This is a genomic window from Cytobacillus solani (assembly GCF_001420595.1).
Taxonomy (GTDB): Bacteria; Bacillota; Bacilli; order Bacillales; family Cytobacillaceae; genus Cytobacillus; species Cytobacillus solani.
Map to the genome: position 1 here is coordinate 3,508,621 of NZ_LJIX01000006.1, position 23,149 is coordinate 3,531,769.

Annotated in this window: 23 protein-coding genes and 1 pseudogene; 1 reads left to right on the forward strand and 23 read right to left on the reverse strand. The window is 38.0% G+C overall.

The window, feature by feature from the left end:
- Positions 1-81: 81 nt before the first annotated feature.
- From rpoD to rpsU, 22 genes and pseudogenes are all read right to left on the reverse strand, one after another.
- Positions 82-1,209 (reverse strand): RNA polymerase sigma factor RpoD, encoded by a 1,128-nt coding sequence (gene rpoD / locus AN957_RS19515; protein ID WP_053477046.1) that lies wholly within the window; start codon positions 1,207-1,209, stop codon positions 82-84.
- A gap of 109 nt (positions 1,210-1,318) precedes the next feature.
- On the reverse strand, positions 1,319-3,127 hold the full coding sequence (dnaG, locus tag AN957_RS19520; RefSeq protein WP_053477047.1) for a DNA primase: 1,809 nt from the start codon (positions 3,125-3,127) through the stop codon (positions 1,319-1,321).
- 195 nt (positions 3,128-3,322) lie between these two features.
- Positions 3,323-3,765: pseudogene (locus AN957_RS19525) on the reverse strand (YaiI/YqxD family protein).
- 386 nt (positions 3,766-4,151) lie between these two features.
- Positions 4,152-4,970 carry a pyruvate, water dikinase regulatory protein gene (locus AN957_RS19530; RefSeq protein WP_053477048.1) on the reverse strand — a complete coding sequence of 273 codons (819 nt, stop codon included), beginning with the start codon at positions 4,968-4,970 and terminating at the stop codon, positions 4,152-4,154.
- A 30-nt stretch (positions 4,971-5,000) separates the two neighbouring features.
- Positions 5,001-5,636, reverse strand: coding sequence for a transcriptional regulator CcpN (gene ccpN, locus AN957_RS19535; protein ID WP_056685743.1), 636 nt, complete (start codon positions 5,634-5,636; stop codon positions 5,001-5,003).
- Between the two features lie 157 nt (positions 5,637-5,793).
- Complete coding sequence (gene glyS / locus AN957_RS19540; RefSeq protein ID WP_053477050.1) at positions 5,794-7,866, reverse strand: glycine--tRNA ligase subunit beta; 2,073 nt, start codon at positions 7,864-7,866, stop codon at positions 5,794-5,796.
- Position 7,867: 1 nt separating this feature from the next.
- Positions 7,868-8,749 carry a glycine--tRNA ligase subunit alpha gene (gene glyQ / locus AN957_RS19545; RefSeq protein WP_056685746.1) on the reverse strand — a complete coding sequence of 294 codons (882 nt, stop codon included), beginning with the start codon at positions 8,747-8,749 and terminating at the stop codon, positions 7,868-7,870.
- 298 nt (positions 8,750-9,047) lie between these two features.
- Entirely contained in the window at positions 9,048-9,800 is a 753-nt protein-coding gene (recO, locus tag AN957_RS19550; protein WP_053477052.1) for a DNA repair protein RecO, read from the reverse strand.
- Positions 9,801-9,830: 30 nt separating this feature from the next.
- The gene (locus AN957_RS27060; protein WP_075209191.1) at positions 9,831-9,971 is read right to left on the reverse strand and encodes a YqzL family protein; all 141 of its coding nucleotides are present in this window, start codon (positions 9,969-9,971) and stop codon (positions 9,831-9,833) included.
- Positions 9,972-10,192: 221 nt separating this feature from the next.
- Positions 10,193-11,107, reverse strand: coding sequence for a GTPase Era (gene era, locus AN957_RS19555; RefSeq protein ID WP_053477053.1), 915 nt, complete (start codon positions 11,105-11,107; stop codon positions 10,193-10,195).
- A complete protein-coding gene (locus AN957_RS19560) occupies positions 11,100-11,498 on the reverse strand; it encodes a cytidine deaminase (protein ID WP_053477054.1) in 399 nt (132 codons plus the stop codon). The genes era and AN957_RS19560 overlap by 8 nt, the downstream gene beginning before the upstream one ends.
- A gap of 233 nt (positions 11,499-11,731) precedes the next feature.
- Positions 11,732-12,115, reverse strand: coding sequence for a diacylglycerol kinase family protein (locus tag AN957_RS19565; RefSeq protein WP_053477055.1), 384 nt, complete (start codon positions 12,113-12,115; stop codon positions 11,732-11,734).
- The gene (ybeY, locus tag AN957_RS19570) at positions 12,093-12,563 is read right to left on the reverse strand and encodes an rRNA maturation RNase YbeY (RefSeq protein ID WP_053477056.1); all 471 of its coding nucleotides are present in this window, start codon (positions 12,561-12,563) and stop codon (positions 12,093-12,095) included. Before ybeY ends, AN957_RS19565 begins: the two co-directional genes overlap by 23 nt.
- Positions 12,560-14,701, reverse strand: coding sequence for an HD family phosphohydrolase (locus AN957_RS19575; protein ID WP_379999342.1), 2,142 nt, complete (start codon positions 14,699-14,701; stop codon positions 12,560-12,562). The genes ybeY and AN957_RS19575 overlap by 4 nt, the downstream gene beginning before the upstream one ends.
- Before the next feature lie 212 nt (positions 14,702-14,913).
- Positions 14,914-15,876, reverse strand: a complete 963-nt coding sequence (locus AN957_RS19580; protein WP_053477058.1) for a PhoH family protein — start codon at positions 15,874-15,876, stop codon at positions 14,914-14,916.
- Positions 15,873-17,066, reverse strand: coding sequence for a sporulation protein YqfD (gene yqfD, locus AN957_RS19585; RefSeq protein WP_053477059.1), 1,194 nt, complete (start codon positions 17,064-17,066; stop codon positions 15,873-15,875). The genes AN957_RS19580 and yqfD overlap by 4 nt, the downstream gene beginning before the upstream one ends.
- Before the next feature lie 96 nt (positions 17,067-17,162).
- Positions 17,163-17,447, reverse strand: a complete 285-nt coding sequence (gene yqfC / locus AN957_RS19590; RefSeq protein ID WP_053477060.1) for a sporulation protein YqfC — start codon at positions 17,445-17,447, stop codon at positions 17,163-17,165.
- A gap of 78 nt (positions 17,448-17,525) precedes the next feature.
- Positions 17,526-18,017 carry a hypothetical protein gene (locus AN957_RS19595; protein ID WP_053477061.1) on the reverse strand — a complete coding sequence of 164 codons (492 nt, stop codon included), beginning with the start codon at positions 18,015-18,017 and terminating at the stop codon, positions 17,526-17,528.
- Positions 18,018-18,055: 38 nt separating this feature from the next.
- Positions 18,056-19,057: a flotillin-like protein FloA gene (gene floA, locus AN957_RS19600; protein ID WP_053477062.1), complete on the reverse strand. Its 1,002-nt coding sequence runs from the start codon at positions 19,055-19,057 to the stop codon at positions 18,056-18,058.
- Between the two features lie 22 nt (positions 19,058-19,079).
- Positions 19,080-20,387 (reverse strand): NfeD family protein, encoded by a 1,308-nt coding sequence (locus AN957_RS19605; protein WP_053477591.1) that lies wholly within the window; start codon positions 20,385-20,387, stop codon positions 19,080-19,082.
- 161 nt (positions 20,388-20,548) lie between these two features.
- A complete protein-coding gene (locus tag AN957_RS19610; protein ID WP_053477063.1) occupies positions 20,549-20,992 on the reverse strand; it encodes a GatB/YqeY domain-containing protein in 444 nt (147 codons plus the stop codon).
- Positions 20,993-21,008: 16 nt separating this feature from the next.
- Entirely contained in the window at positions 21,009-21,182 is a 174-nt protein-coding gene (gene rpsU / locus AN957_RS19615; RefSeq protein ID WP_009333009.1) for a 30S ribosomal protein S21, read from the reverse strand.
- Between the two features lie 232 nt (positions 21,183-21,414).
- On the opposite strand from rpsU, the gene AN957_RS19620 reads away from it, so the two are divergent.
- Positions 21,415-22,335, forward strand: a complete 921-nt coding sequence (locus tag AN957_RS19620; protein ID WP_053477064.1) for a Na/Pi symporter — start codon at positions 21,415-21,417, stop codon at positions 22,333-22,335.
- Between the two features lie 43 nt (positions 22,336-22,378).
- Here AN957_RS19620 and deoC read toward each other — a convergent pair whose 3' ends face one another.
- A complete protein-coding gene (gene deoC / locus AN957_RS19625) occupies positions 22,379-23,050 on the reverse strand; it encodes a deoxyribose-phosphate aldolase (protein WP_053477065.1) in 672 nt (223 codons plus the stop codon).
- Between the last annotated feature and the right edge of the window lie 99 nt (positions 23,051-23,149).

Consider the following 23,149-nt stretch of genomic DNA (forward strand, 5'->3'; position numbering starts at 1 on the left):
AAAAAAAATAGTTTACTTCTATTGTAAGAAGTAAACTATTTTCTGGCAATCCTTTTCTAAAAAGGAAATTCGGAATTATATTTATTCTAGAAAGTCTTTCAATCGTTTGCTTCTGCTAGGATGTCTTAATTTACGCAATGCTTTCGCTTCAATTTGACGAATACGCTCACGAGTAACACCAAACACTTTACCAACCTCTTCTAACGTTCGTGTACGTCCATCATCAAGTCCAAAGCGAAGACGCAATACATTTTCCTCACGATCAGTTAAGGTGTCTAGAACATCCTCAAGCTGCTCTTTTAGAAGCTCGTAAGCAGCATGCTCAGAAGGGGATGTAGCATCCTGGTCTTCAATGAAATCTCCGAGATGGGAATCATCTTCTTCCCCAATCGGTGTTTCCAAGGAAACTGGCTCTTGTGCAATCTTTAAGATTTCTCTAACCTTATCAGGCGTTAAATCCATATCTTCAGCAATTTCTTCAGGTGATGGTTCACGTCCAAGATCTTGAAGTAATTGGCGTTGGACCCGAATTAATTTATTAATCGTTTCAACCATATGAACAGGAATACGAATCGTTCTAGCCTGGTCGGCAATCGCTCTTGTAATTGCTTGACGGATCCACCAAGTAGCGTAAGTACTAAATTTAAAGCCTTTACGATAATCAAATTTTTCAACAGCTTTAATTAAGCCCATATTTCCTTCTTGAATTAAATCAAGGAAAAGCATCCCACGGCCAACATATCTCTTTGCAATACTAACCACTAAGCGGAGGTTTGCTTCAGCAAGGCGTCTTTTTGCCTCTTCATCCCCTTGCTCAATTCGTTCAGCAAGTGAAATCTCTTCTTCAGCAGATAAGAGATCCACACGGCCAATCTCTTTTAAATACATACGCACAGGGTCATTTATTTTCACCCCAGGTGGAACACTAAGGTCATTTAAATCAAATTCTTCTTCCCCTTTAGCTAATTCCTGTGCATTTGGGTCAGCGTCTTCATCATTGTCACCAACCAGTTCAACACCCTGATCACCAAGGAATTCATAGAATTCATCCATTTGATGTGAATCTAATTCAAAATGACCCATTCTTTCTGCTATATCATCATAGGCAAGGACACCAGTTTTTTTTCCGATTTGTATTAATTGCTCTTTTACTTGTTCTAGGGTCAATTCTGAATCAACTTCTTTTGATCGAGCCGATTTTTCAGCCATATTGTCCCCCTCCTTCCATGAAATGCGAAAAGCGCCGATCTTACCCCCGAATCCTTAACTTCGGATGGCAGACGCCGTAGTTAGACTTTCATCTAACTTGAAAAATCCATCAAAGAGACTTTCGTAACTGGATGATTTCCATAGCAATTCGTGCTGCCTTCCCAAAATCACCCTGTCTCTCTGCTTCTTTCTCCTCAATCATTTTTTCTTTTATCTTTAACATTTTTTGATAATTAAACACCTGTTTCATGTAATCCGTTAATTCCTGTTCGCTTAATTCTTCATTTATTAACATCATTTCAATGTTAGCAACTACTCTTTTAAGCTTTTCATCCTGAATAAAATCAATAAATGCACTTGGGTCTGGTGAATGGCCATTTTCATAATATCCAAGTAAATAAGTGATAATTGCTTGATGCTCATCAACATTAAACGTGTTTCCTTGAAGCAAATCTTGAACCTTAAAGGCAATATCACTGTTCCTTAACATATGTGCAATTAAGCTTCTTTCTGCTGTATAATATGCAGGCTTTAGCTGGTTAGCCTTTGTTATAGGCTGGAGCTTTATTTTTACATCATTATTTTTCCCATTGTTTTTCCGCTTTTCAGCAAAAGAAACCTGTTTTAACTGTTCTTTAAGTGCCTCTAAAGAAAGGGTAAATTCATTTGCTAATTGTCTGAGATAATGATCCCTTTCGACTGCATTATCAAGCTTGCTTATTTCTGCTAATACTTCTTCGATATAGCGGAGACGATCTCCTTCATCATGAAGTCTTTTTCCTCTTTTATAATACTGCAGCTTGAAAGCCATTAAGGTAACACTTGCATCAATGACCTCTTTGCGGAATTTCTCTTTTCCAAACTGACCAATGTAATCGTCTGGATCCATCCCGTCCGGCATTAATGCAACTCTTACATGCACCCCTGCCTCTGAAAGCATATTCCCTGCCCTCCATGCGGCTTCAATCCCCGCATGATCAGAGTCATAACAGATCGTGATTGACTGAACATTTCTTTTTAAGACTGACACATGATCCTCAGTTAGGGATGTTCCCATTGTGCCAACACCGTTTTCAACACTTGCACGATCTGCAGCAATTACATCGGCAAATCCTTCAAAAAGGACTGCCTGCTGCAACTTTTTCATTTGAGGTCTGGCTAAATGAAAATTATATAAAATTTTACTTTTATTAAAAATTGCCGTTTCAGGACTGTTCAGGTATTTGGGCTCATCGGCCCCTAATGATCTTCCTGAAAAGGCAATCGTTTGACCGCCTCGGTCAAAGATTGGAAACATGATCCGATCGCGAAATCGATCAAAATATTTCCCATCCTTTTCCCGTTTAATGATCAAACCGGCTTTTTCTATCACTTGTATTGGAAATTTTCTCTTCGTTAAAAAGTTTAAGACAAAGTCCCATGAATTCAGTGAATAGCCGATTTGAAACTTCTCAATCGATTCCATTGTAAACCCTCTGCCAAGCAAATATTCTAATGCATGTTGGCCATCTTTTGTGTTTACAAGCAGATGATGATAGAATTTACGCAATAGCTCATGAGCTTCAAACATTTGCTCAATGTCTGGAGGTACGGACTTTCGGACGGATATCGATGAAGCTTCAATATCTAGCTTAATGTTCCCTTTTTCAGCAAGCTTCATTGCAGCCTCCTGGAAGGAATACCCCTCAAGGTCCATTAAAAATGAAAAAGCATTTCCACCAGCACCGCAGCCAAAGCAATGGAAAATTTGCTTATCTGGTGAAACGGAAAAAGATGGTGTGTTTTCTCCATGAAAAGGACATAGTCCAAAATAATTTCGTCCTTGCTTCTTTAATTGGACGTAATCACCAATTACATCAACAATATCGACAGCTTGCCGAATTTCATTTACTTTTTCCTCGGCGATGCGCTCTGCCATGAGAACACCACCTCCATTTAATAAGAAATGCACAAGCGCCTCGCTCACCCCCGACAAGCACAAGACGAACGTCACGGAAAGGTGTACTTTACCTTTCTGGGAGGGTTGGCTTGTGACCTCGAGGGGGGAGGCGCTGAAGCTAGACAATAAGAAATGCGCAAGCGCGTTTCTTCATAATGCTTAATTCTAGAAAAATTATCGAATTCCTTCAAAATTCGACAATATTTTTGTTAATTGTTTTATAAACCTTATACGGTCATCTTGACTAAAAGGCTCGGGACCTTTTCCTTATATCCCCCTTCGCCGCGCTTTTGCAGATAGTTATCTCATTTATCAAGCGCAGTATAAATTTCATTACCTTCAAATATAATCCCTCTAGGGCTCATAACATGAACTTCTTTCAATAAAAGCTTCGATGCTAATCCGATATCTTGTGTAACTACGATATCCCCTGCCTTTACATGATTCATGATAAATTAGTCTACTGCTTCTTTACTAGAATCAACGAACTTCCAATTTACTTGGGCTAGGTCATTTTTCATATGGGCATAGGAGGCAATAAATATAACTTCGATAGAAAAGTTATTACTTCTTTCGACAATCTCTTCCTTTTCAGGACAAGAATCGGCATCAACCATAATGACTGGTTTGCCTAATGTTCTAATAATTCTACATCACTCTGCATATTCCTTCTTTCAAACATAACTTTTGTATAATCATACTGACCTGCACTGATATAGTGAGAATCGCTAAATATTATTGAACATACATTTATAAGATGTTTTAATAAGAAAAATACTACAAAGTTTACTATTGTGTCGAATTTTTTTCAGGTCATGCCCTTGACTTCTCACAATAAATAGTTTATTCGTTCACATTGAACTCTAAACCTAATCTATAACATTTTTATCACAATTTTTTATTATAGTATAAAAAACTGTAGTTTTCTATTATTTTTTCTCACTACATAGAAAATAGTTTAAAACTTCCCAATAAAAGAAAAGGGCACATAACAGTGTATGTGCTAGCTTTTCGGAAAGCTCTTTCGATATTGATTTAAGATTAAATTTGCAGTTTCTTCTACAGCCTTATTCGTCACATCAATGACATGACAATTAATTTTGCTGACAACCGTTTCAAAATAATTTATTTCTTCTTTAATTCTTTCAATATTAGCGTAGCTCGCGCTATCACTTAATCCTAAAGAAATAAGCCTCTCTCTGCGAATATTGTTCAGCTTTTCTGGACTGATTTTTAAACCAAAGCACTTTTCCGGTGGTACAAGGTATAACTCTTCTGGCGGATCTACTTCAGGTACTAAAGGAACATTAGCAACCTTAAGCCTTTTATGGGCCAAGTATTGAGAAAGCGGTGTTTTAGAAGTTCTCGAAACCCCAACAAGGACAATATCTGCCTTAAGTATTCCACGCGGGTCACGGCCATCATCATATTTAACAGCAAATTCAATCGCCTCAACTTTTTTGAAATAGTCCTCATCTAACTTTCGAACAAGTCCCGGTTCATGAAGTGGCGTTTTTCCGTACAATACTTGAATTTGGTCCATTAACGGTCCAATAATATCACAAGCGTAGATTCCTTCCTTTGCTGCTTGCTCATTAATATAAAAGCGAATTTCAGGCTTAACAAGTGTATAAACTATCATTCCATTATCTAGTTTTGCAAGAGAAATCACTTCGTCAATATGTACTTTATCCTCTACATATGGAAAACGTTTGATTATGACTTCACTTCCATTAAATTGGCTGACAGCAGCTTTTGTTACAAGCTCTGCAGTCTCTCCAACAGAGTCGGATACAACATAGATGATAGGCTTTTTATTCATCCTTTAAAACCATCTCCTCTGTTCAAATTCTTATTTATTATCAGCTAAAGCGACAAATGCCTTCGTTAAATTCGTTTTTGTAATCCTGCCTATCACTTCAAATCCTTTATCTGTTTCTTTTACAACAGGTAAAGCATCAATTTGTTTTTCGATTAGTTTCTTTGCGATGTCAATTAACAAATCCTCTTTCTCGCACATCGTAATATTTGGCATCCGGGTCATGATGATATTAACAGGGATAGTCGTTAATTCTTGTTTCCCTATGCTAGCCCGCAACAAATCTTTTCGCGAAAGAACCCCTACAAGCAATGATGACTGATCAACAACAAATAATGTTCCAACATCTTCTAAAAACATCGTTACAATTGCATCATATACAGAGACATTTTCATTTACGACTACAGGGATTGATTGATAATCCTTTACACGAAGCTTCTGAAGGTTCTCTGTCAGCAGCTGTGCACCTGATTTTCCAGTGTAAAAATAACCGACACGCGGTCTTGCATCCAAGAAACCAGCCATTGTTAATATTGCCAAATCGGGTCTTAAAGTTGCCCTTGTTAAGTTTAATTGCTCGGCAATATGTTCTCCAGTAATCGGACCATTTTCCTTCACGATCTCTAATATTTTTTCTTGACGCTTATTTAATTCGATTGTCCTCACCACCCGTCAATCTAAAGTGTCATACTATTTATAAATATTATAACTTAAATCTTAGAAATGAAAAGAATAGAAATAGTAATTATAGTATAGAAGAAGAGTCTGCAAAGCGCAGACTCTTCTTTATCATAATTGTCCTTTTAAAAAAAGGCAAAAAAGAAGTTTATTTTACGATGATTTCATTCATATTTGCAAAATTCTTGATAATATTTGCTAGTTTCCCCATTAGGCTTAGCCTATTCTCACGAATGTCACGATTATCAGCCATTACCATTGTATGATCAAAATATTGGTCAATCTCGGGCTTCATTGATACAAGGAGTGCAAATGTTTCATCTTCGGAGATTTCTTTGCTTAGCTGTTCATTAACAAGAATAAACTTATCATAAAGAATGGATTCATATTCATTTTCAAATAAACTCTTCTCGACTTCTCCTATTGCTTCCGCCTTTGAGGAAATATTTAGTACTCGGCTTAATGCTTCAATGCTCTCTTTGAAGCCCGCTTCTTCCTTCCTAGTTTCAAGCACTACCGCTTTTTTCACAAGTGCAGGAATAGTTCCAATGTTACTTCCTAACACCGCCTCAATTAAATCATATCGTACATGCTTTTCTTGAAGAAGATGCTTAATCCGCAGTTTAAAGAATGCGATTATTTCTTTACTAATCTCTTCTACCGCTTTTTTAGCTATTCCAGCATCTTCGATAAGTTGCAACGAAGTACTAATGATCCATTCTAAGGAAATTGCCCACTCTTTCGTTAATAATGTTTGGACAATACCTGTAGCTTGGCGTCTTAGTGCATATGGATCCTGAGAACCGCTCGGGATGATGCCAATAGCGAAACAAGATGCAATGGTATCCATCTTCTCCGCAATTGAAAGAGCTGCCCCAGCATTACTTGCTGGCGTTTGATCTTCGGCATTTCTAGGCATATAATGCTCGTTAATTGCTTTCGCTACTGCTAGATTTTCTCCCTTTTGCAATGCATATTTTTCACCCATAAATCCTTGAAGCTCTGGAAATTCATAGACCATATTTGAAACAAGATCAAATTTGCAGATTTCTGCAGCACGGTCTGCAAAGCCTTTATCATCGCTGTTAAAGTTAATCTGTTCCGCTATTTGATTCGTAAGTTTGCGAACTCGGCTTATCTTTTCTGCAAGTGTGCCAATTTCCTCATGGTATACAATTGAGGTTAGTTTTGAGAGCGACGCTTCAATTGGCGTCTTTTGGTCTTCTTTATAGAAGAAGGCTGCATCTGAAAGTCTTGCTCTTAATACCTTTTCATTTCCCTTCGCTACCTTGTCAATATGTTCATGGCCGCCATTGCGGACAGTAACAAAATATGGGAGAAGCTTTCCAGCGTTTGATTTAACAGGAAAATAACGTTGATGCTCCTTCATCGACGTAATAAGAACCTCTTCTGGTATTTCTAAGAATTCCTCTTCAAAGCGACCGAACAATGCTGTAGGGTATTCAACAAGATTTGTCACCTCTTCTAACAAATCTTCATCAATCGGGATGATCCATTTGTTTTCTTCTTCTAATCGTTTTAATTGTGAAAGGATTGCACTTTTTCTTTCTTCATAATTAACAATGACATACTGTCCAAGCAAAGCTTCTTCATATTTCTTCGGCTCAGGCATTTCAATTTTCCCGCCTAGGAACCTGTGCCCTACTGTCCAATTTCCTGTTTCAACATTAGTAATCTGGAATGGAATAATTTCTTGGCCAAATAAAGCAACGATCCACTTAATCGGACGCACAAAGCGAAGCTCTTTATCTGCCCAGCGCATATTTTTCGGAAATGTCATGGCTGTAATAATATGCTGCAACTCAGGCAATAAGACAATCGTTTCTTGTCCTTTAATAAATTTCTTTACATGAACATATTCGACTCCGTTTATTTCTTTAAAAAAGATATCCTCTACACTTGCCCCTTGACCACGGCAAAAACCAATAGCCGCTTTTGACCATTCTCCATCCTCACTCAAAGCAATTTTTCTCGCTGGGCCTTTTGCTTCTTCATTAATATCTTCCTGGGCTTCATTAACACCTTCTACTAGCACGGCTAATCGACGCGGTGAAGAAAAAGCTTTTATATGATCAAATGAAATTTTCTTTTCCATTAACCAGGCTTGAACCTTATCAGATAACTGATTCATCGAGTTTGTTACAAATCTTGCCGGCATTTCTTCCAAACCGATTTCTAAAAGGAGATCTCTTTTAGCCATATTAATTCTCCTCCTTTGTTTGTAGAATTGGGAATCCTAGCTTTTCACGTTCTTCATAGAACGTTTTCGCAATCTTCCTTGCTAAATTTCGGCAGCGGCCGATATAACCTGTACGTTCTGTTACTGAAATCGCACCTTTTGCATCCAAAAGGTTAAACGTATGGGAGCATTTTAAAACATAGTCATATGCTGGATGAACAAGTCCTTCATCCATTTGTCTATGAGCTTCTTTCTCGTAAATATTAAATAGATTAAACAGCATGTCAGTATCAGATGTTTCAAATGTATATTTTGAATGCTCATATTCCGGTTGTCCAAAAATATCTCTGACGGTAAATCCATTTGTCCACTCAAGATCAAACACATTTTCCTTTTCTTGAATGTACGAGGCAAGCCTTTCAATTCCGTATGTAATTTCTACAGAAACTGGCTTACATTCTAAACCGCCAACCTGCTGAAAATAAGTGAACTGTGTAATTTCCATTCCATCAAGCCATACTTCCCAGCCTAAGCCAGCACACCCAAGCGATGGGTTTTCCCAGTTATCTTCAACAAAGCGAATATCATGTTCAAGCGGATTAATGCCTAATGCCTTTAATGATTCAAGATACAGTTCCTGAATATTGTCCGGTGAAGGCTTCATAATTACTTGGAACTGATGATGCTGGTATAAACGGTTTGGATTTTCTCCATAGCGTCCATCAGCAGGACGGCGAGACGGCTCCACATAAGCTACACTCCACGGCTCAGGACCAATGGCACGTAAAAACGTATAAGGACTCATTGTTCCTGCCCCTTTTTCTACATCATAGGATTGCATAAGAATACAGCCCTGTTCAGACCAATGCTTCTGCAATGTTAAAATCATGTTTTGGATATTCATAAGACACCTTCCTTTTAAAAAATAGAAAACAAAAAACTCCCGTCTCTATGCGTAAAGCATAGGGACGAGAGTTAACCCGCGGTTCCACCCTATTTGCTGCAATTGAAAGGCAGCCGACTTGATTGTCAAATGTGACTGTTGCTCCAGAACGCCTTCCTTAACCTTCTATACCCTAGCTCTCACTATCCTAGGTTCGCTTTTATAGAGCGAGTTAAGTACTCTTCTCTTTCACAGCAACTATTAATTTAATAATTTGAATCATAGCCGAATTATTCGCGAATGTCAACTAAATAAGAGTTTAAATCATTCCATCAAACTTAGCCATTTGATTAAGGAATTTCTTGGTCTTTAGATTTAATCCGGAATATTCCTCATAGTAAGCAGAAATGATTTTTTTCAATTCTTCCTTTGTTTCCTGCTTAACAGATATATTCCCAAGGCGTGATAAATCAAGATAGTAAAAAACACGCAAAAGCTTTACAGCTGCCGCTGAAATTTTATAATGGTAAGGATCTTTCTCTATACAGCGGTGGCAGAGCAAGCCGCCTTCCCGAATCGAAAAAGAAAAATGCCCGTCCGTATTCCCACAAACAGCACATTGATTTAATACAGGATAAAGCCCGAGCGTATTAAGCATTTTCATTTCAAAAATATTAACGATAATCTCTGCATCAAAACCTTCATTAATTAAATTTAATATTTGATAGACCAATTCAAACAAATAAGGATTGGGCTTCCTATCATCTGTACTTTTATCCGTTAAGTCAACGATATAACTAGCATAAGCAGTTAGAAAGATATCTTCTTTAATTGACCGCATAGAGGATATCATTTCTCCCTGCTGTAACGTCCCTAAGCCATTGCTTCTTTGTACTAAAAAGTACCCGTATGTAAAAGGCTGGGTGACAGCCGCAAGCCTGCTATTCGGCTTTTTAGCACCGCGTGCCATCACACCAACCTTTCCCCATTCACGTGTATAAAGAGTCACAATTTTATTTGTTTCACCATAGCTTGTTGTTCTAATGACGATGCCCTCACATTTTTCAAGCATCCTAGCACCATCCCTAACGATTAGACAAACCTATGAGATGGGAAAATCAATTTCTTGCTCTGCGTCCAGATTTCCGGGTATATCTTGAGTTTCCTTTTCTAGCTCCTTAAAGAGAAGATATGTGTCAATGTTACCTGTCTGCGAAAAAACTTTCCAGGTAAAATCCATCATCGAAAACCCCACCTTTCCGTTATTCAACGCAATTTTTCATCCCAAATCCTTATCACTTATCATAGCCTGTCTTTCAAATTTCATAAGAGAAAAATATTGTAAATCAAAAACATACATAATTGGCGATTGTCCATAATATTCTAGTTATGTGGCTGAGAAAAAATGTTATTCGTCTAGCTGCGGCTCCTGGCGATTAGTGGACAGTCGCCTCCACTTTTCTGTTAGTACTCATCCTCACGGAAGCCGAAGTCCCGGAGCTGGGACATTTTATTGCGCCAATCTTTTTGGACTTTTACCCAAAGTTCAAGAAACACTTTCGATCCAAGGAGATTTTCGATATCCATGCGTGCTCGCTGGCCAATTTCCTTCAGCATCTTTCCTTGTTTTCCAATAACAATTCCTTTTTGTGAATCCCGCTCAACAATAATCGTAGCCATCACATGAACCACATCTTTATCTTCACGGCGCTCCATCTTATCAATCAACACAGCTAGGGAATGAGGAATCTCCTCCCGAGTTAAATGAAGAGCTTTTTCCCTAATTAGCTCAGAAACGATAAACCTTTCGGGATGGTCTGTCACTTGGTCAGCTGGATAGTATTGCGGTCCTTCAGGTAAATACGTTTTAATTTGTTCTAAAAGGGTTTCAACATTATTTCCTTCTAGTGCAGAAATCGGAATAATTTCACTAAATTCGTATTTTTCCTTATAAGATTCGATCAAATTCATCAACTTATCGGGATGAATCTTATCAATCTTATTAATGACAAGGAAAATTGGCGTACGAACAGACTGAAACTTTTCCAAAATAAACTCTTCGCCACGGCCATATCCTTCTTCAGCATTTACCATAAACAAAATAACATCTACTTCTTTTAGCGTATTTTGTGCGACCTTCATCATAAAGTCACCAAGCTTATGTTTAGGCTTATGAATTCCTGGAGTGTCGATAAAAATAAACTGTGCATCATCTGTTGTTAGAACACCTTGTACTTTGTTTCGTGTCGTTTGTGGCTTATCACTCATAATCGCAATCTTTTGACCGATGACACGATTTAAAAAGGTAGATTTTCCAACATTTGGTCGGCCAATAATTGAAATAAATCCTGATTTATGTCCTTGTGTCGAATTATCCATGTAAATCCTCCGGTGAGAAAGCGCCAGGTAATAATCCTTCTATAGAAATTTCCTGAATATCCCCTTTTAAATTCGTTAAGAAAACCTTCATGTCTTTCGGGCATAATTCCGCGATGACCTGACGACATGCCCCACATGGAGAGCATGGACGGTCTGTATCCGCTACTACAGCCATTGCAGTAAACTTTTTATCACCCTCTGAATATGCTTTAAATATTGCTGTTCGTTCAGCACAGTTACACATGCTATATGCAGCATTTTCAATATTACATCCGTGATAAATCTTCCCATCCTCCGTTAAGAGCGCCGCACCAACTTTAAATTTTGAATACGGTACATATGCTTTATCTCTTGCGATTTTTGCTTCTTCAATTAATTTTTCAACGTTCACCTATAATGCTTCCTTTCCTTAAGAAGGGGATTCCTTCTTTTATTTTACCTCATTTTGACATCAAATACATCCGTTGTAGCAAAAACGTAATACAAAAATTGAATTTTCCAAAAATGATAGCGTAGTATTTAGCTATTGCTTTGTCATTTTATCTAATTTAGTGTACCTTTTCAAATCCTTAACTAAAGTGACTGATAAAGAATGAAAAAACTGCCCGAAAACGGACAGTTTTTTCATGTTAAAATCATCATAATCTTTGGTGCAAATATGATTAACCCGATAATAACTGACATGATTGCATAAAGGAGAACTGCACCAGCAGCAATATCCTTCGCATCCTTTGCTAAAGGATGATATTGGTCTGTTACAAGATCAACTACACGTTCAATCGCAGTATTGATCATTTCCAGGGAAAGCATACCACCAATTGCTAGAAAGATAAATAACCACTCAAGCATAGATAATGAAAGCCAAAGACCAGTCATAATAACAATTAGTGATATAACTAGATGGATTTTCATATTTCTTTCATTCATCACTACTGAACGTATCCCAGTGTAGGCAAAGCCAAACGACTGAATGAGGCGATGCTTCTTAGCGCTGGAGCCCGAACTCATCTAGAATTACCTTTTGACGAGAAAACATTACTTTCTCATCTTCTATTGTTTCATGATCATAGCCAAGAAGATGAAGAAATCCATGGACAGCTAAGAAGCCTAATTCACGCATAAATGTATGCCCATATTCGTCGGCTTGCTCTCTTGCTCTTGAAACAGAAATAACGATATCCCCTAAAACTCGAGGCATATCAAGACCGACTAGCTCCATCTCACCCTCACCGATTTCCTCCATCGCGAAAGAAATGACATCTGTTACAGAATCCTTATGACGATATTCTTTATTTATTTCTTTTATTTTTTCATTACTAACAAATGTAATCGACACTTCACTTTGGGCTTCAACCTTTTCGGACACAGCCGCAAAGTTGAGCAGCTCCCCAATATAAGCTGATTCCTTTTCCGAAAGCTCGTTTGTTTCATCGATTAAGTCAATATTTAAACTCATGCTTGTTTCACCTTCTGTTTTGTCATTTCAGGATACTCAATACGAGAATGGAAAATTCCATTTAACGTCTCACAAAGAGCGTTTGCTACCGTTTCAAGCTCCTTTAAAGTTAAATCACATTCATTTAGCTGCCCATCCTGCAGACGATCAGCAATAATTTTTCTAACTAACCCTTCTATTTGTTCAGGGGTTGGGTGGGTCATCGATCGTACAGCTGCCTCTACACTATCAGCAATTCCGATAACAGCTGTCTCCTTAGTCTGCGCTTTCGGACCTGGATAGCGATAATCTTCCTCTCTAACCTCAAGATCATTTTGATTGGCTTTATGATAAAAGAATTTAAGTAATGTTGTCCCATGATGCTGCTCAGCGATATCGATGATTTCTTTTGGCATCTTATGTTTTTTTAACATTTCAGCTCCATCAGTTGCATGAGCAATTATAATATTCTTACTCGTTTGTGGAGGAAGTCGATCGTGCGGATTCTCAATATTCATTTGATTTTCAATAAAGAACTGCGGCCGTTTCGTCTTCCCAATATCATGATAATAACAGCCAACTCTGGCAAGGAGCCCATTGGCACCAATAGCTTCGCAAGCAGATTCAGATAAATTCGCGACCATTACACTATGATGATACGTTCCTGGCGCCTCTGTTAAAATCTTCCGCAGCAGCGGATGATTCGGACTTGATAATTCAATTAATCTCATTGTAGAAAGGATCCCAAATCCAGCTTCAAAAAACGGCAGAAGGCCTATGGTCAGAACTGCAGATGTAATCCCCGAAATTAAACCAAGAATAACATAAAATCCGTATTCCATCCCCTCGTATTGACCATTTCTTAGGAGCATCAATGAAAAGATAACAATAATATTTACACCTGCTACAAATGTTCCCGCCTGAAGAATTTTTGAACGCTGATTTTGTTTCGTTAGGAATAAGATTCCTGCGATTCCACTACAAATAATATAGATGCCAGCAGAAACATGAAAGGTACCTGTAATGCCTTCATTAAAAATAATACTTCCGCAAATCCCCATAATAATTGTAAATAGGACAGCCATCCGTTCATCAATAAGAATTTTTATTAACATAGCTCCCATGGCAGCAGGAAAGATATAGCTAATCTCAGAATACTTAAATTCATGAAAAAAGCTTATGCTTTTCATAAGTAAAATCGATAAAGCAAAAATAATACTAAACAGCAATAAATAACTTTGCTTAGTCTCAGATTGTACTTTCAGTTCATAAAAATAATAGTAAAGGGCAGCAAGAATGACAAAAGTGATTAATGCAAGACCAATAAACGGCTGATTGGAATTAACGCTGTCTAACATCCCTATTAGCTCTAACTGCCGATAAACATCGCTGCTTATTAATTGTTGCTCCTCCACAATAATCTGTCCTTGAAGAATCTTTACTGGCTCCACACTTTCTATTGCTTGCTGGCGATGCTCCTCCGTTGCATTTGGGTCATAAAATTCATTCTGATATACCGCATAACGGCCAAGCTCAATGGCAGCTGATTTTAAATTTGTATTCAAACTTGTAAATCTTAATTCCTCTTCAAGTCTTTTTTTCGCATTTTCAACCTCATCAGCTGGAATCCGATTGCTCATGACATTATTTATTGCAGTTACTGTCACATCCTTTGCTAAAGACAGCTCTGTTCTGGAGGCCTGTACTAATGCAAGCAATGTTTGATCAGAAATATCCTTTGTTACATCCTCTGTTAGTTTTTCTTTCATTCGTGATAATTTATCACTAGGTGTTGGCTCGATAAAAGTTGATTGATCCTCTTCCTCATCTGACTGTTGCGACGATTTTTCCTTCGCTTCCATTTCTTCTTTAATGGCATCATTTACTTCTGTCGCAGTACCAAATATGGATGTAATCAAATCCACTCGGTTTTGTGCAATTTCTCTTTTTACTACATAAACATCCTTTACTAGGTCTGCTGCATCCTTTTTCTTTTTCTCCGTACTTGCCTTATCTTCAATTGTGATAGGAGATCGAATGGTCTGTTCAGCAACTGAAAATAAACTTAGGTCAAGCTTTTCCGGTTTTACGTTGCTAAACATCGAAAAATACATCACAAATCCAAGCAATACAAATAATAAGACTTTAAAAAAAGTCATCTCTAACAAGCCTTTAATTTTCGTCATATGCCGATGGAGCTTTTCCACTTTTTCACCCTCCTATCTTTCGCCTTTATTTATCACTTTTTAAGAAGATAGAAATGTAATTATGTAAAATGATAACAGTTTTTTAGTTAAGATGCATCTTTATTAATAAATTATGTAAATAGCTGGTAATAGCCAAAAGAAAACCGTACGGAATTTCCGACGGCTTAGTTCTCTTGCTTTCCATATGCTTGAATAATTTTTGCTACAAGAGGGTGACGAACAACATCACTTTCTTCTAAATGTACGAAAGAGATCCCTTTTACATCTCGTAATATTTCTTCCCCAACAATTAATCCGGACTTAGCTCCTTTTGGTAAATCAACCTGAGTTTTATCTCCGGTTATAACCATTTTCGAACCAAAGCCAAGCCGGGTTAAGAACATCTTCATTTGGGCATGTGTAGTATTTTGCGCTTCATCTAAAATGACAAAAGCATCATCTAGTGTTCTTCCCCTCATATAAGCTAACGGGGCAATTTCAATTGTACCTCTTTCAATCATTCTTTCTGTATGCTCATTGCCTAAAATATCATGAAGGGCGTCATATAAAGGTCTTAAGTATGGATCCACCTTTTCCTTTAAATCACCAGGTAAAAAACCAAGACTCTCACCAGCTTCAACAGCTGGACGAGTAAGAATAATCCGTTTAACATGACCATTTTTCAAAGCACTTACTGCCATAACAACGGCTAGGTATGTTTTTCCTGTCCCAGCTGGCCCAATACCAAAAACAAGATCAGTTTTTCGCATCGCTCGAATATACTCGCTTTGGCCGATCGTCTTTACCCGGATTACTTTCCCCTTGGCATTTCTTGTGATTTCTTCATCATACAGATCACTAAAATAATCCAAGGTCCCCTTTTTAGCCATTTGGAGGGCATACATTACATCTCTCTGATTAATATTTATCCCTTTTCTAATCACCATTAGAAGTTCGGCTAATACTTTACCGGCTGTTTCTGCTTGCTCCATATCCCCCGATACGTATACCAATTCGCCTCTTGTTATTATTGAAACATTTAATTCTTGTTCGATCATTATTATATTTGCATCCGAATTGCCTAACAGCGAAATCGCTTCATTCGGATTTTCTAGTTGTACATTGATTGTCTTCAGCTCTTCTGTCATTCTGTCTCTCCTTGAATTAAAGGTTTTGCTTCAGCAATATTCTCAATAATTTGGAAATGTATTGATATACTTACTTTACCATCGTCAACAGACTTGTGTAAAACCTTTTCCCCTTTTATTTTAGCATTTTCAGATAAGCGACCTTTTATATCATTACGAGCTCTAATTATTGCAGCATCGAACGCTTCTTCATTGGAGTATATTCTTACCTCTTGTTCTCTTTCCCTTATTGTTGTATTTGTATACGAAATTGGAAGCTTCCATTTTAGAAAATGAAAATCTTTTGTATTCGTTTCTGTTTCAAATTCCTTGTAATCAGCCTTCCCAAAACCCCAAACTGGAATTTGCCATTTCCCTATTTCAATAAAGTGCTTCTGTTTTTCATTGCCATTTAAGACATGGAAGGTACTCTTGAGCGGCTGAGTTACCTTCGTTATATACCAGGTTTCTGCATAAACCTCTCCCTTAGCTGGCACTATTTCTGTCTGCCCTTCTTTCCCAATCACCCCAGAAACAAGGAGCTGTCCTTGTTTTACATGATCATGAATATTAACTTTCGGCTGCCCTTCTTCAACAAACATGTCGACAATTACGCCTTTCTTTTTAGCAACTAAATCTCTTGGGCTTAATAGTTCAGGTTTATCTGGCTCATTCTTTTCGACAACTTGAAGATGATAGGTTGTCCCTTTTAATTCCACACCAACCCATGTAATCGCCACAATATTATCTGTAAGCCTTCGCTGGATGGCTTCAACATTTTCAAGAAAAAACTGAACCTTCCCCTTCTTGACACCCATCTCGTCCAATTCTTTACGAATTTTATGCTCTGTTTCGGGATCCGCCCCCTTAATTTCAATTCCCCATACCATATTTGATAAAATAAAAATAACAAGTAGAAATGTGAATGCTCCAATAATAAAGCCACTATTTTTCAAAAGCCGTTTGAAAAGAAAGGGCATGCCTGACCGCCTTAAAAATCTAATTTTACAATCGCTGTCTTTCACAGCCCCTCTTATTTTCTTCACATCATCAAGCTTAATTTTGAAAGTAACCGATTCACTGCCATGCCTTTTTACATTCCAAATAATAATGCCATTTCTGGTTAATGTGTTTATTAACCGTTCAATCCCCTTCCCTCTTGTTTCAACAGTAATAATACCCCAAAAAAACTCAGTCCACAGATTTTTCATATCCTTCCCCCTTAACGAACAGGCAACTTATACTAAAAACCACTTGAAGAAGTGCGGACTTCCTATAAGTGGGTATCCTCGCTTTCATTCCTTATCCTACTCACTGATATAGGTAACCTGATCAATTTTTCCCTCTAGCAATATTTCTTCAGGTAATATTGTCTTGATAACAAATGATTTCCCCTTAATAAGCAGCTGTCCTTGTTTAAGAAGAAGTCTTAGCTCTTTATCTGAAAAGGCAATTAGACCGCGGTGGTTCTCAATATATATATGAATTTGTCCGATCATTGTAATCCGGGGTAAATCCATCATAACATCTTGAGGAAGCTCCATATTCGTTGTCATCCATTTCCTGATGAATTGTCCCCACTTTTTTGCCATAAAAAAGAACCCCCCTTCATCTCATATGTATGAATGGAAGGGGGGTTCTAGCACTTATTTTTCTTTCCTTTTACTCGCTTATCTTTTTTGTCTGATTGACTTGTGGGGATTGAGCGCTCTTGGAGGACCTAAAATCTCCGCCCATACAACGCCCTCAGCAAGCTTTTGTTTTTCAATTAAAAATGAGGGTTTTTCATCTTTTTCAGAATTGAAATCCAATCGCATTGATCCCCTTTCAGAAACTGCCAGTAGGGATTGAGTCTTATTTTCCAGTGCTCTCTGTTTATCTTTCAAGCTATGCAAAGTTTCTTCCGCCTGCTTTTTTCTTTCTGCATATTCCTTTTCAATATTATTAATGACTTTTTTTGGAATTGCAGGCAAAGCTTCGTTCTTTTTTACTTCTCGTATTGGGCTGCTAGTCGAATGATTCGCACCCTTTTGAGGCTGTATAGGCTGTCGCTGCGGCCGGCTTTTTTGCTTTCCTTGGTTACCTGTTAATTTATTAAATATTGAGGTGATAATACCGATCACGATGAAAAGAAGCCATGGATTTTCAAATATAAATTCCATAAGGGAAACCCTCCCTTCTGCCGAAAGAAGAACAGGAATTAATCATTTTTCCGTCCGTCTTTATTCTCATCCGTTATTCTGCCAATGGAGTCTCTCATATCTGTATCAGCAGAGATATTTTTATAATTCATATAATCCATGACACCAATATTGCCAGATCGGAGTGCTTCAGACATTGCAAGAGGAACTTGTGATTCTGCTTCTACCACTTTCGCTCTCATTTCTTCTACGCGTGCCTTCATTTCCTGCTCTTGGGCAACAGCCATGGCACGGCGCTCTTCCGCTTTTGCTTGGGCGATCTTTTTATCTGCCTCTGCCTGTTCGGTTTGTAATTCCGCTCCAATGTTTTTACCGATATCCACATCCGCAATATCAATGGAGAGGATTTCAAAAGCAGTACCCGCATCCAGCCCTTTTGCAAGAACTGTCTGTGAAATCATATCTGGGTTTTCTAGTACTTTTTTATGGTTTTCAGAGGATCCGATTGTTGATACAATCCCTTCACCTACACGGGCAACAATTGTTTCTTCACCCGCACCACCGACAAGACGGTCGATATTTGCTCTTACAGTAATTCTTGCTTTCGCCTTTACTTCAATCCCATCCATGGCTACACCAGCAATAAATGGCGTTTCAATCACATTTGGATTAACACTCATTTGTACAGCTTCTAATACATCTCGGCCAGCTAAATCAATAGCAGCACTCCGTTCAAATTGCAATTCAATATTTGCCCGATGTGCAGCAATTAGCGCATTAACGACCCGATCTACATTTCCTCCTGCCAGATAGTGGCTTTCTAATTGGTTCGTTGTCACATCCAAACCAGCTTTATGTGCCTTAATCAACGGATTAATTACTCGACTGGGAATAACCCGGCGAAGACGCATTCCGATTAATGTGAAAATACTTACTCTTACCCCAGCCGCTAATGCGGAGATCCACAGCATGACCGGAACAAACGTGAATAAAACGCCCAATAGGATTATTGCAACGACAATAATGACCAAAGTGAAAATTGAAATAGCATCAAATGGCATTTTTCATTCCTCCTAAAATTTTTTATTTGTCTATTTTTTGTATCTCTCTAACCACAATTCGCGAACCCTCAGCTTTTACCACTCGAACTCTTGCATCTTTCAAAATAAATGCACCTTCACTAACCGCATCAATTCGCTCATCCTCAATGACAATGGTTCCCGATGGTCTTAGTGCTGTTAAGGCATAGCCCTCCAAGCCAATCAGCTCAAGTCTGTTCTTATTGGATACATAGCCTTGTTCCGTTTTAGTGGAATCGGTTAATATTAGCTTCTTAAATATTTTCATTTTTTTACCAAACACCTTTATCATTAATATAGATGCTAGAATAGAAACACTAATTGCTATTAATATGGAGATTCCCATATGAACAATATTATCAGATGCTAAGAATAAACTTCCTAGTATCGCAGTTAAACCGAGTATCCCCGCAATTCCTCCGGGGAGGAAAAACTCTGCGATAATCAGTCCCATTCCAATGACAAACAAAATAATTGTCTCATAACCTGCCAGCCCGGCAACTAAGTGTCCATAGAAGAAGAGAAATAATGCAGATAACCCCATAAAGCCAGGAATACCAAATCCAGGTGAATATAATTCTAGGACAAGTCCTAAACTGCCGATTGAAAGTAAGATAGGGATGATCACAGGGTGTGTGATCAATCGTGCGATTTTTTCAGCAAAACTCTCTTCTAATGTCTGAATTTCCGCATCCGAATATTCAAGTTTCTCCAACAACTCTTCTAAATTATTCACTGTACCTTTTGAATAGCCTACTTTATACGCAGCTTCACTACCGAGCGTCAGCAGCTTCCCTTTTGGTGCGTTATAGTCGGGTAGGTGAATGGATTCATCTGCCATCGCAAGTGCATAAATCGGATCTCTTTTTGTTTGTTTTGCCGCCTCTTCCATTGCTGCAAACCAATAGGATTCAGCTTTCTTACCCGCTGTATTCCCTTCGCTGTTAATAATGGCAGCTGATCCCATTGTAGAGCCAGGAGTCATATATATATCATCTGTATTTAGCGAGATATAAGCACCTGCTGAAAGAGCCTGTTTATTAATAAAAGCAATCGTTTTCACTTTTGTCGATGATAATAATTTTCCGATCTTTCCAGCCGCATCAACAGCGCCGCCTGGTGTATCCACTTCAAAAATGATTGCAGAAGCATTTTCTTCCTCAGCCGTTTGCACAGCTCTGTTTAAAAAGGCATACATTCCTTTTTCGACTGTTTCTGTAATAGGAACTACATAAATTATTTCATTACTGGCATTACCTTTAAAAGGTACGAACATTAGAAAAAATGCAAAAAGAAAGGCAAAAATGGTCATGCTTCTTCTTTTTCTCAAACCTTCCCCTCCCTTCAAATAATTCCTTCTATTCTATACGTTTCCACTTGAAGAAAGGTTTCATTAAATGGTTCATTTTCTTTTTATTTCCAATGTTAAAAAGACCGAAAAGCAAATGCTCTCGGTCTTTTATACTTATTTTTTTATGAAAGGTGTTGTTGTACAAGTTTATTTACAAGTGCTCCATCTGCTTTACCTTTTACTTTCGGCATGATGGCAGCCATTACTTTACCCATATCAGCTTTTGATTTTGCTCCTGTTTCAGCAACCGTTTCTTGTACGATTTGTGAAACCTCATCTTCAGATAGCTGCTTAGGCATATATATTTCGACGAACTGAAGTTCAGTACGAATTTTTTCAACAAGATCTTCACGACCTGCTTTTTCAAATTCATGGAGGGAATCCTTGCGTTGCTTTACTTCGCGAGAAAGGACAGTAAGCTCCTGTTCTTCGTTTAAGTCTGATCCAAGCTTAATTGATTCATTTTGAATCGAAGCTTTGATCATCCGAATGACAGTTAGCTTATCTTTTTCTTTATTCCTCATCGCTTGTTTCATATCCTCATTTAGACGCTCGAGAAGACTCAATTACATACACCCTCTCTTACCACTTACGTTTTCTTGCAGCCTCAGACTTTTTCTTACGTTTAATACTAGGTTTTTCGTAGAATTCGCGCTTTCTAGCTTCTTGCAAAGTACCAGTTTTAGAAACTGAACGTTTGAAGCGACGAAGAGCATCTTCAAGCGATTCGTTTTTACGAACGACGGTTTTAGACATTCTCTTTCCCTCCCTCCGAGCACAACACACTAACACAACATGGTTTTCCATGTACTTTGCAATTATAATATAATAGCATGCCTGAGGTCAACTGTATTTAGCCTGTAATGGACTTGTTTTTACCTTGGAAATATTGAGATATCAGAAGTAAAAAGCAAAGGTTAACGAAATTTACTTAAATGGCATGTCCTCATCCCTCTAGCCATAGATATATATCTAGGGGGGTGGATACTTGATCAAGCTATTATTTTTTATACTCTTAATCGGTTTATTCATATATGGGATGACGCTATTAAGGTCTGGTCTCATGAACCTTTCAGCAGAATCATTAAAGAAATGGCTCATTAAATTAACGAATGCTCCCTGGAAAGGTGTAATAATTGGCACTCTCATTACAGCTGTCTTACAAAGCAGCTCAGCTGTGATGATTATTACAATTGGATTTGTTTCAGCACGACTGCTAACTTTTCCACAATCAATCGGAATTATATTAGGAACAAATATTGGAACTACGTTTACAACCGAATTAATTACTTTTGATATAGAGGCTTATTTAATTCCACTGGCAATCACAGGCAGCATTCTTGTTTTATTGAAGAGGAAAAATCTTCGCAGCATTGGATTGGTTCTATTAGGCATATCCTGTGTGTTTGCCGCCATGAGGGGATTTGAGTATTTTGCGGGTACACTGAAAAATGTTGAGCAAATAAATCGTTTGCTGCTTGCATTAGATGAAAGTCATCTGTACGGCGTTTTGGCAGGCATCATCATTACAGCAATTATCCAATCAAGCACTGCAACAACTGGAATCATTATGGGCTTTCTAACGGCAGGGACGATGGATCTAGACACAGGGATCGCAATTATGCTCGGATCGAATATCGGTACTTGTGTGGATGCTTATCTCGCATCAATCGGTTCAGGGAAGGAAGCAAAGCTTGCTGCATATGCGCATATATGGCTAAATGTTTTAGGTGTAATAATTTTCTATCCATTTATTTATATGTTAACTGAGATTGGACTCCAGCTTGCAGGACAAGCAGATGTTCAGCTTGCTCATATAAGTGTCATTTTTAATGTTGTCTCATCATTGCTCGTTCTGCCGTTTGCCACTCAATTTGGGCGATTTATTATAAAGATTCATGATAAATAATAAGATAGTAAAAAGAAATGCCGGATATCCGGCATTTCTTTTTTTAGTAGTCTGAATCACTTGTTAGTCCGTTGACGATGGCTGCACCAGAGCTTGCCCCAATTCTTGTAGCGCCCGCTTTGATCATTTCTTGCGCATCTTCTGCACTTCTAACGCCACCCGATGCTTTAACACCAATTGTTGGTCCAACTGTTTTTCTCATAAGAGCAATATCTTCTGCTGTTGCTCCCCCAGTTGAAAAACCAGTAGATGTTTTTACAAAGTCAGCACCTGCTTTAACTGATAATTCGCATGCTCTAACCTTTTCATCTTCACTTAACAGACAAGTTTCAATAATTACTTTTGTAAGAGCTTTTCCCTTCGCTGCATCAACAACAGCTCGGATATCACTTTCCACTAACTCATCGTCTCCGCCCTTTAAAGCACCAATATTGATGACCATATCTACTTCTGTGGCCCCGTTTTCAATCGCATTTTTTGTTTCAAATGCTTTTGTCTCAGGTGTTGAAGCACCTAATGGGAAGCCAATAACCGTACAAACCTTTACGTCTGTACCATTTAAAAGTTCAGCTGATCGCTTTACCCAAGCAGGATTTACACATACTGAAGCAAAATTATATTCTTTTGCCTCTGCACATATTTTTTCAATTTGCTCTTTTGTTGCATCCGCTTTCAATAATGTATGATCGATCATTTTTGCGACATTAGTTGTCATTATTCTAAACTCCTTTCAAATAAACGAGTTGTCCGTACCTCTCACATCATATCATGCCTTCATAAAAATATCGAGTCGAATCTCGAATTTTTCTCCTTA

What these genes read in the sequence shown, in the direction of transcription:
- deoC (WP_053477065.1), bottom strand. Translation starts at nt 23,050, where the DNA reads ATGACAACTAATGTCGCAAAAATGATCGATCATACATTATTGAAAGCG.
- AN957_RS19595 (WP_053477061.1), bottom strand. Translation starts at nt 18,017, where the DNA reads ATGGAATTTATATTTGAAAATCCATGGCTTCTTTTCATCGTGATCGGT.
- AN957_RS19605 (WP_053477591.1), bottom strand. Translation starts at nt 20,387, where the DNA reads ATGACCATTTTTGCCTTTCTTTTTGCATTTTTTCTAATGTTCGTACCT.
- rpoD (WP_053477046.1), bottom strand. Translation starts at nt 1,209, where the DNA reads ATGGCTGAAAAATCGGCTCGATCAAAAGAAGTTGATTCAGAATTGACC.
- AN957_RS19565 (WP_053477055.1), bottom strand. Translation starts at nt 12,115, where the DNA reads ATGAGTTCGGGCTCCAGCGCTAAGAAGCATCGCCTCATTCAGTCGTTT.
- floA (WP_053477062.1), bottom strand. Translation starts at nt 19,057, where the DNA reads ATGCCATTTGATGCTATTTCAATTTTCACTTTGGTCATTATTGTCGTT.
- ybeY (WP_053477056.1), bottom strand. Translation starts at nt 12,563, where the DNA reads ATGAGTTTAAATATTGACTTAATCGATGAAACAAACGAGCTTTCGGAA.
- yqfD (WP_053477059.1), bottom strand. Translation starts at nt 17,066, where the DNA reads ATGAAAAATCTGTGGACTGAGTTTTTTTGGGGTATTATTACTGTTGAA.
- AN957_RS19575 (WP_379999342.1), bottom strand. Translation starts at nt 14,701, where the DNA reads ATGACTTTTTTTAAAGTCTTATTATTTGTATTGCTTGGATTTGTGATG.
- glyS (WP_053477050.1), bottom strand. Translation starts at nt 7,866, where the DNA reads ATGGCTAAAAGAGATCTCCTTTTAGAAATCGGTTTGGAAGAAATGCCG.
- rpsU (WP_009333009.1), bottom strand. Translation starts at nt 21,182, where the DNA reads ATGTCTAAAACCGTCGTTCGTAAAAACGAATCGCTTGAAGATGCTCTT.
- era (WP_053477053.1), bottom strand. Translation starts at nt 11,107, where the DNA reads ATGGATAATTCGACACAAGGACATAAATCAGGATTTATTTCAATTATT.
- AN957_RS19530 (WP_053477048.1), bottom strand. Translation starts at nt 4,970, where the DNA reads ATGAATAAAAAGCCTATCATCTATGTTGTATCCGACTCTGTTGGAGAG.
- glyQ (WP_056685746.1), bottom strand. Translation starts at nt 8,749, where the DNA reads ATGAATATCCAAAACATGATTTTAACATTGCAGAAGCATTGGTCTGAA.
- dnaG (WP_053477047.1), bottom strand. Translation starts at nt 3,127, where the DNA reads ATGGCAGAGCGCATCGCCGAGGAAAAAGTAAATGAAATTCGGCAAGCT.
- AN957_RS19580 (WP_053477058.1), bottom strand. Translation starts at nt 15,876, where the DNA reads ATGACAGAAGAGCTGAAGACAATCAATGTACAACTAGAAAATCCGAAT.
- recO (WP_053477052.1), bottom strand. Translation starts at nt 9,800, where the DNA reads ATGCTTGAAAAATGTGAGGGCATCGTCATTAGAACAACAAGCTATGGT.
- yqfC (WP_053477060.1), bottom strand. Translation starts at nt 17,447, where the DNA reads ATGGCAAAAAAGTGGGGACAATTCATCAGGAAATGGATGACAACGAAT.
- AN957_RS27060 (WP_075209191.1), bottom strand. Translation starts at nt 9,971, where the DNA reads ATGATGGATTTTACCTGGAAAGTTTTTTCGCAGACAGGTAACATTGAC.